The sequence below is a fragment of the Nostoc cf. edaphicum LEGE 07299 genome (assembly GCF_015207245.1).
Taxonomy (GTDB): Bacteria; Cyanobacteriota; Cyanobacteriia; order Cyanobacteriales; family Nostocaceae; genus Nostoc; species Nostoc edaphicum_B.
This window is the reverse complement of record NZ_JADEXF010000157.1, coordinates 1-7,222: the sequence shown is the minus strand read 5'-3', so window position 1 is coordinate 7,222 and position 7,222 is coordinate 1. Positions and strand designations below refer to the sequence as shown.

Below are 7,222 nucleotides of genomic sequence, written 5' to 3'. Positions count from 1 at the left end.
GTATAGATTGAGCCTCAACCCTGTTTTCCTATTGATATACCTTTTGAGTCAAAATAATCAAGGTATTTGTCTCACTTCTGAAACTGGCTAGAAACTTTTATGATTCCTCACGAAAGTGATGCAAAAAAAGAGCGTGCGTCGTTAAAAGTATGGCGTAGTTGGCAAGAAAATCTGATCTTAATTGCGATCGCACTGTGTTTGGCATTCTTAATCAGGACTTTTATCGCCGAACCCCGGTATATACCTTCCGACTCGATGTTACCCACCTTACATACTGGCGATCGCTTGGTAGTTGAAAAAATCTCCTACCATTTTCACCCTCCCATAACTGGCGATATTATTGTTTTTCAGCCACCCGCAGAACTACAACGTCGAGGATATCCCAAAGACCAAGCGTTTATCAAGCGAGTTATCGGCCAGCCTGGTGAGGTAATTAGTGTTGCTTCTGGTAAAGTTTACCTCAACGGTCAACCTTTGGCAGAAGACTACATCGCTGAACCCCCAAATCAGCCATATCAACCAGTGAAAGTCCCAGAAGACGAATTTTTCGTTATGGGAGATAATCGCAACGATAGTAATGACTCTCGCTATTGGGGCTTTTTACCCAGAAAAAATGTCATCGGTCGGGCAACGTTTCGCTTTTGGCCTCTTGATCGCATTGGGTTCATTTAATCAGTTTTGGATTTTGGATTTTTCTTTCAATCCAAAATTGCCAGAGTTAGGAGTTATTTTAAGACTTCTAACTTTTAACTTAAAATCTCAAATAATACATTATCTGGGCGATCGCATCACCAGTTAACTCTAACCGCCGTTGGAAATCAGCCAGGTTACGGTAAGGCCCGGCTGATTGTCGGTTTTGCACTACTGCTTCCGCCAAAGACAAATCTATAAATGGAATTTGTGCTAATTTTTCAACGGTTGCTGTGTTCGGGTTGAGTAAATGGGTAGGATTTTCTAAAGATTCGTGGTCATAGTAAATAAAATTCAGCAGAGGCTTTAATGGCTCTAGACGCGGCGCTGGTATACCCAAAGCCGCAGCAATATCTTCAATACAGTAAAATTTCACACCCGAATGTGAAAGTTCCACAAGCGATCGCGCTTGGTGAATTGACAAACCTGGTAGGCGTAACCAATCATCTACAGTGGCTTGATTAGCATCAATGCGGATACCTAATTGGGCCGCTATCTGAATTTCTTCCCCAGATTGTAGGCGATAGTAGGGATCGTTGAGGAGCTTGGCGCGGAGTTTTTGCAGCCTGGAATTTAAAGGTAGCCAGTTATTCATGATTGTTGCTTACTTCAAGAAATCTGGTCTAGCAATTGGCGGCGCTTTTGCTCAAATTCATACTCTGAAATCAGTCCATCCTGTCGCAGAGCATCTAATTCACGCATTGCATCAGCGATCGCTCCTACCTGATTAATCGCTTTTTGTGAGTTCCTTGCTGCTGACTTGCCTAGATTAAAATTACGATCGAAAGCTTCTTCGTCTTGGGCTAAATACCAAACTCCCTCAATCGCACTAGCTACCTTGGGGATAGGTGTCCAGGAAAGCAACACATACAAAACACCCCACAGCGGCTGTCCCAGGTAGAATTTATGTAATCCTGAAATTGTCAGCGTCCCAGAAAAAGCTAAAACAGCGGCAACACTTCGACTTTTGCGCTTAGTCAACATATTTTTAAAAAGTATACGAATACCATAATTCCTACAATAAAACAGCCAAAAGGCACAGAAACAATTCATCCCTAACTAAATCTTCCCAATCCCCAAGTTAAAGAAATTTGAGTAAGTTTCACATGACTGTGCATTGAGCTTTGATGCTAATTTTAAGTTTTTAACGGATCTAGATTACTACGATGTCACAGACCTTCCTACCGCCAGAATGGTTTAAACAGCTTTGTGATCCTTACGCTGTGCTAGGAATTTCTGTGAGTGCTGACGATCGCCAGATTTTTAAACGCTATCACACTTTAGCGAAACTGCTACATCCCGATCGCTATGCTAAAAGCTGCAATCCAGACCAAGAATTAGCAACGGCGATATTTAGCCATTTAATCAATCCAGCTTACGAACAACTGAAAAATCGACACAAGCGTTTGATTGCTATAGCCATGCTGCGATCGGACGCAAGAGTATTAAAGCAGCAAGCTTTGTGTGGGCAAAGTGCCATAGCTAAGGAAATTATAGAAATGTCTGCACCCCAAGCAGAATTGTTTTCCGAAGAAGCGATCGCCTCTTATGCAGAAGCTCAATACAAATCACTCCATCAGTTCTATCAAATTACACAACAAATTAGCATACTGAATTTAGTTTACTTACAGTTGCATAAACCTGACTTGTTTCTATCGCAAAAAGCTGTTCGCATCATCCCTGAAGTAGAAGTCAAGCCAGTTGAATTGACATTTAATGAAGAAACTAATGTCAAACCAGTTTTGACAAACTACGCCCAACGTCACTACCAGCGAGCGATTGAGTACGTCAAGCTAGCCAATTGGGCCCTAGCCGTGCAAGAACTGCGCGATGCCATCAAGTTAGAGCCAAATAACAGCGAATATTATGCCTTATTAGGTTTAGTACATCTAAAACAGAAATTTATCGGGATGGCCAGGGTTTACATCCGTCAAGCATTAAAACTTAACCCGCAAGATTCACTAGCTCAGAAATACGCTACCAGACTGAAAATTGAACCGGGCGAAAATACTAATCCTACATCAATAGCTAAAGCTCTGAGTATCGCCGCTTTATTAAGTCGATTTAACAAGGGGAAACGTTCTCAAGTCAAGTGTTGAAATTTCGGTAACAAACCGTACCAAAACCGAAGCTTCGTGACTAGATTACTTCCCTAGACTAAAATAATAAATAGAAGTAAAACTATTAAGCTACTGAGTCTGGGCGCTCAGTTTAATATAAGCAATATGGGATTCTTCGATTCTGAAATAGTTCAGCAAGAAGCAAAACAGCTGTTTGAGGATTATCAAGCGCTGATCAAGCTTGGCAACAGCTACGGCAAATTTGACCGCGATGGCAAAAAGCTGTTTATTGAGCAAATGGAAACCATGATGGATCGGTACCGCATCTTTATGAAGCGCTTCGAGCTATCAGAAGATTTCATGGCACAAATGACAGTAGAACAACTGAAAACGCAATTAGGTCAGTTCGGTGTTACCCCGCAACAAATGTTTGACCAAATGCACCTTACTTTAGAACGGATGAAAGCCGAGCTAGAAAAACAGCCCTAGTCAATTTTAGATTTTGTGGAAAGTCAGATCGCCAGAAGTAGGCGTTCCAACTTTCCAATACAGATTTTGGATTCATTGGCAATCCAAAATTCAAAATCTAAAATTAAGTTATTGTGACTTGGGACGAGAAAACTGGGAAGGTGACTTGAAGTTTTCTACGGGTACGTTCTTAAGTGCCTTCTCCATAAAATCTTTCCAAATGGGAGCAACCATACCGCCACCCGTAGCACGGCTAGCTAATTGTCTATTGTCATCCCTACCTACCCAAACAGCAGTGGTTAGCTGGGGCACAGTGCCAACATACCAGATATCCTTTTCTGAGGAAGTTGTACCCGTCTTCCCAGCGCTTTGACGACCTATGGCAGCACCTTTACCTGTACCACTAGTAACTACCGATCGCATCACATCGATAATGGCTGCCGATGCCCAAGGGTCTAAAACTAGCTGGGGTTTGGGGGTGTTATCTAATAACACGTTACCACTACTATCGGTGACACGGGCAATTACAGTGGGTGGAGACTGCCAGCCATAATTAGCAAAGGTAGCATAAGCACTAGCCATTTCTAGGGGAGTGACACCAATTGCACCAAGAGGCAGAGAGGTAACAGGTTCCATCGGACTCATGATCCCCAAAGTACGGCAAGTTTCGATCACTCGATTCATGCCAACAGCCTTACCAATCTTAATCACGGGAATGTTGCGCGACTGGGCTAAAGCCGTGCGAATTGGCATAGAACCGCTAAAACCCCCATCATAATTTCTGGGGAAGTACCGACCATTACCATCTTGATAGCTGACTGGAGAATCTACCACCGTTGAGTCTGGCCCATATTTACCAGTAGCAAAAGCAGCATAGTAGACAAACGGTTTAAAGGAAGAGCCAGGCTGACGTTGAGATTGAGTTGCACGATTAAATTCACTGATCTTAGGATCTACACCACCCACCAGTGCTTTAATAAAATGTGTGCGCGGATCAATTGCTACCAAGGCGATTTGATTCTTAGATAATCCCTGCCCAAGCAATGATTTATGCCACTTAACGACAGTTTCCTCTGCCATTATTTGGAAGTTGGCATCAACTGTAGTTTGTACACGCATCCCGCCTTTGAGTAATGTCTCACGCCCAAACTTTTTAGCCAACTCCTGCGCTACTGTATTGGTTATATAAGGTAAGGCACTACCTTGAAAGGATTTGATTCTACCAAGTTTGATTTCTTGTTTGAGGGCATTGTCGTACTCTGACTGGTTGATCCAGTTCAATTCCAGCATCCGTCCTAGCACTTCTTTTTGTTTCTGTTTTGCCAGCTTCATGCTCACAAAGGGGCTGAATTCTTCTGGTGCTTGGATCAAACCCGCCATCATTGCTGACTCACCCAAGCTTAAATATTCTGATGATTTATTAAAGTAACTGCGGGCTGCCGTTTGTACACCATAATTGTTATGACCCCAATAAACTTGATTGAGGTACATTTCTAATATTTGGTCTTTAGTAAGAATTTGCTCTAACCGGATTGCTAGCACCCCCTCTGCTAACTTTCGGGTAAAAGCACGCTTGCGAGACAAAAATAGGTTTTTTACCAATTGCATGGTGACAGTAGAGCCACCCTCTTTGACTCCACCTGCTGCTGCGTTAGCTACTACGGCCCGGCCAACACTAGTGGGATTAATACCGTGGTGATCGTAGAAGTGGTCATCTTCACTTGCTAATACTGCCCGTTTTAAATTCGGCGAAATTCTATCTAGGGGTACGACTTCCCGATTGGCTTCCCCGTGAATACTCGTTAAGAGTTTGCCCTTAACGTCATAAATGTAAGTCGTTTCTGAGGGAAAGAAGTTACGTAGCTGTCTTACATCTGGCAAATTACGGAAACTGATGGCTAAACCAACCAGTCCTCCGGCTACAATGGAACTTGCCAGCATGGTGATTGAGAGGAGAGTACCGCCAGTTACCTGACCGACTCCTTTCAAAAACTCAAAACCTGATGAAGCCCGACGCTGTGGCTGTTTATCTTCAAAAGTCCTAGACGACGACACGGCTATTTCACTTCCTCACTTGTAAATTTAACTGTAATTGATTGGGTGAAGCAAGGCGGTTAGTTTTTTGCAATTATAGTAGTTTGGCAGATGAGAAAGTGGATAAATTGCAAGTGTTTATAACCAACTTAACTTCTAGTGTGCAAAACATAGCTAATAATGAATCTCTTCGGATGACGCCAGATTTTGATTGGTTGCGTCGTGGTGTAGTAGAAGTATTCCCACAATCAGATGATGTTAACAGCGAAAGTTTAGAAAGGCTCTTACTAACTACAGACCAACCTTTAAGGGTAAAATTAGGGATTGACCCTACTGGTACTGATATTCATCTAGGTCATAGCATACCAGTACGAAAACTGCGAGGATTTCAAGATGCAGGTCATACAGCAGTTTTAATTATTGGTGATTTCACAGCGCGTGTTGGCGATCCAACTGGTAAATCTGAAGTGCGTCGTCAGCTTACAGAAGCAGATGTAGCTCAAAATGCTCAGACTTATCTCGATCAAGTACGTCCTATCTTGGATTTTGACACACCAGGAAGGTTAGAGGTGCGCTATAACTCCGAATGGCTCTCTAAGCTCAACTTAGAGAAAATTTTGGAGTTACTCTCCACGATGACGGTAGGGCAGATGTTAGCGAAAGAAGGATTTGCCGATCGCTATAAAAAAGAGAATCCGATTTTTATCCATGAGTTCCTGTACCCGTTAATGCAAGGTTTTGATTCGGTTGCAGTTGAGGCAGATGTGGAATTAGGCGGCACCGATCAGAAATTTAATATTGCTGTAGGCAGAGATTTGCAGCGCCATTTTGGTCAAAAACCCCAATTTGGTATGCTGCTGCCAATTTTGATTGGCACGGATGGCGTGCAAAAAATGTCTAAGTCTTTAGGTAATTATATCGGATTGTCAGAACACCCAGGACAAAAGTATCAAAAGTTGCAAGGAGTTCCTGATAATCTTCTAGAACAGTATTTTGAACTGTTGACGGATTTACCTTTAGATCAACTGCCAGAAAATCCCCGCGATCGCCAAACACTTTTAGCATGGGAAGTTGTTAAACAGTATCATGGCGAAACCGCAGCCCAAGAGGCGAAAGAAGCAGCCCAAAGCGGCGGCAAAGAAGGTGCTGTTCCAGAATTTTCTCTAGCTGGCGTGCAGCAGTTCCCTACTAAATTAGCGTATATTCTCAATGTCACTGGCTTGTGCAAAAGTACAGGTGAAGGAAAGCGGAAAATTCAAGAGGGTGGAGTGCGTTTAGATGGCGATCGCATCACTGATGCTGATACCACTTTTGATGCTGCTGGTGAATTACAAGGTAAAGTTTTACAAGTCGGGAAAAATAAGTTTGTGCGCTTAGTACCTTAAATGGGGAGTAGGGAATGGGGAATAGGGAACAGGTAGAACAACGAGTTATTGTGGCTTTGGATGTCCCGGATGAACAAAGTGCGATCGCTCTTATAGATCGGCTACCGCAAGTTAGTTTCTGGAAAGTCGGTTTAGAGTTGTTTACCAGCACTGGCCCGAAAATTCTGGAAGTGTTAAAGTCTCGGCAAAAGCGCATTTTCTTGGATTTAAAGTTTGATGATATCCCTAATACCGTTGCTGGTGCTTGCCGGAGTGCAGCTAGATACGGAGTGGATTTACTGACAATTCATGCTACTGCTGGTAGAGATGCCCTGAAAGCCGCAACTGAGGCGGCCCAGGAAGGGGCTGCAAAAGCAGGAGTACAACCACCAAAGTTAATTGCTATTACTCTGCTAACGAGCATTTCTGCTCGGCAGTTGGCATTTGATTTAAAAATCCCCCTAGAATTGCCAGAATATGCTCTAGAAATGGCCCTGCTGGCTCAAGAATCTGGTTTGGATGGGGTAGTTTGTTCGCCTCAAGAAGTGGCACAGTTACGACAAACTTGTGGAAATGACTTTTTGCTAGTTTGTCCGGGGGTTAGAC

8 protein-coding genes are annotated in these 7,222 nt (G+C 43.1%); 5 read left to right on the top strand and 3 right to left on the bottom strand.

Annotated features, from left to right (window positions below; all coding sequences use genetic code 11):
- Positions 1 to 99: 99 nt before the first annotated feature.
- Positions 100 to 672, top strand: a complete 573-nt coding sequence (lepB, locus tag IQ229_RS06750; RefSeq protein ID WP_194042370.1) for a signal peptidase I — start codon at positions 100 to 102, stop codon at positions 670 to 672.
- Between the two features lie 79 nt (positions 673 to 751).
- Here lepB and IQ229_RS06745 read toward each other — a convergent pair whose 3' ends face one another.
- Complete coding sequence (locus IQ229_RS06745) at positions 752 to 1,285, bottom strand: helix-hairpin-helix domain-containing protein (RefSeq protein ID WP_194042369.1); 534 nt, start codon at positions 1,283 to 1,285, stop codon at positions 752 to 754.
- Between the two features lie 14 nt (positions 1,286 to 1,299).
- Entirely contained in the window at positions 1,300 to 1,674 is a 375-nt protein-coding gene (locus IQ229_RS06740; protein WP_194042368.1) for an NINE protein, read from the bottom strand.
- 182 nt (positions 1,675 to 1,856) lie between these two features.
- Here IQ229_RS06740 and IQ229_RS06735 point away from each other — a divergent pair, with 182 nt between their 5' ends.
- Both IQ229_RS06735 and IQ229_RS06730 read left to right on the top strand, forming a co-directional pair.
- On the top strand, positions 1,857 to 2,789 hold the full coding sequence (locus IQ229_RS06735; protein WP_194042367.1) for a J domain-containing protein: 933 nt from the start codon (positions 1,857 to 1,859) through the stop codon (positions 2,787 to 2,789).
- Positions 2,790 to 2,915: 126 nt separating this feature from the next.
- Positions 2,916 to 3,239, top strand: coding sequence for a DUF1825 family protein (locus IQ229_RS06730; protein WP_094349476.1), 324 nt, complete (start codon positions 2,916 to 2,918; stop codon positions 3,237 to 3,239).
- 108 nt (positions 3,240 to 3,347) lie between these two features.
- Here IQ229_RS06730 and IQ229_RS06725 read toward each other — a convergent pair whose 3' ends face one another.
- On the bottom strand, positions 3,348 to 5,273 hold the full coding sequence (locus tag IQ229_RS06725) for a transglycosylase domain-containing protein (protein WP_194042366.1): 1,926 nt from the start codon (positions 5,271 to 5,273) through the stop codon (positions 3,348 to 3,350).
- 173 nt (positions 5,274 to 5,446) lie between these two features.
- Here IQ229_RS06725 and tyrS point away from each other — a divergent pair, with 173 nt between their 5' ends.
- Both tyrS and pyrF read left to right on the top strand, forming a co-directional pair.
- Positions 5,447 to 6,637 (top strand): tyrosine--tRNA ligase, encoded by a 1,191-nt coding sequence (tyrS, locus tag IQ229_RS06720; protein WP_194042372.1) that lies wholly within the window; start codon positions 5,447 to 5,449, stop codon positions 6,635 to 6,637.
- 14 nt (positions 6,638 to 6,651) lie between these two features.
- Positions 6,652 to 7,222: orotidine-5'-phosphate decarboxylase (pyrF, locus tag IQ229_RS06715; RefSeq protein ID WP_194042365.1), on the top strand; the 571-nt coding region annotated here is incomplete at its 3' end.

Coding starts and splice junctions, on each gene's coding strand:
- IQ229_RS06740 (WP_194042368.1), bottom strand. CDS start 1,674: ATGTTGACTAAGCGCAAAAGTCGAAGTGTTGCCGCTGTTTTAGCTTTT.
- IQ229_RS06735 (WP_194042367.1), top strand. CDS start 1,857: ATGTCACAGACCTTCCTACCGCCAGAATGGTTTAAACAGCTTTGTGAT.
- lepB (WP_194042370.1), top strand. CDS start 100: ATGATTCCTCACGAAAGTGATGCAAAAAAAGAGCGTGCGTCGTTAAAA.
- tyrS (WP_194042372.1), top strand. CDS start 5,447: ATGACGCCAGATTTTGATTGGTTGCGTCGTGGTGTAGTAGAAGTATTC.
- IQ229_RS06730 (WP_094349476.1), top strand. CDS start 2,916: ATGGGATTCTTCGATTCTGAAATAGTTCAGCAAGAAGCAAAACAGCTG.
- IQ229_RS06745 (WP_194042369.1), bottom strand. CDS start 1,285: ATGAATAACTGGCTACCTTTAAATTCCAGGCTGCAAAAACTCCGCGCC.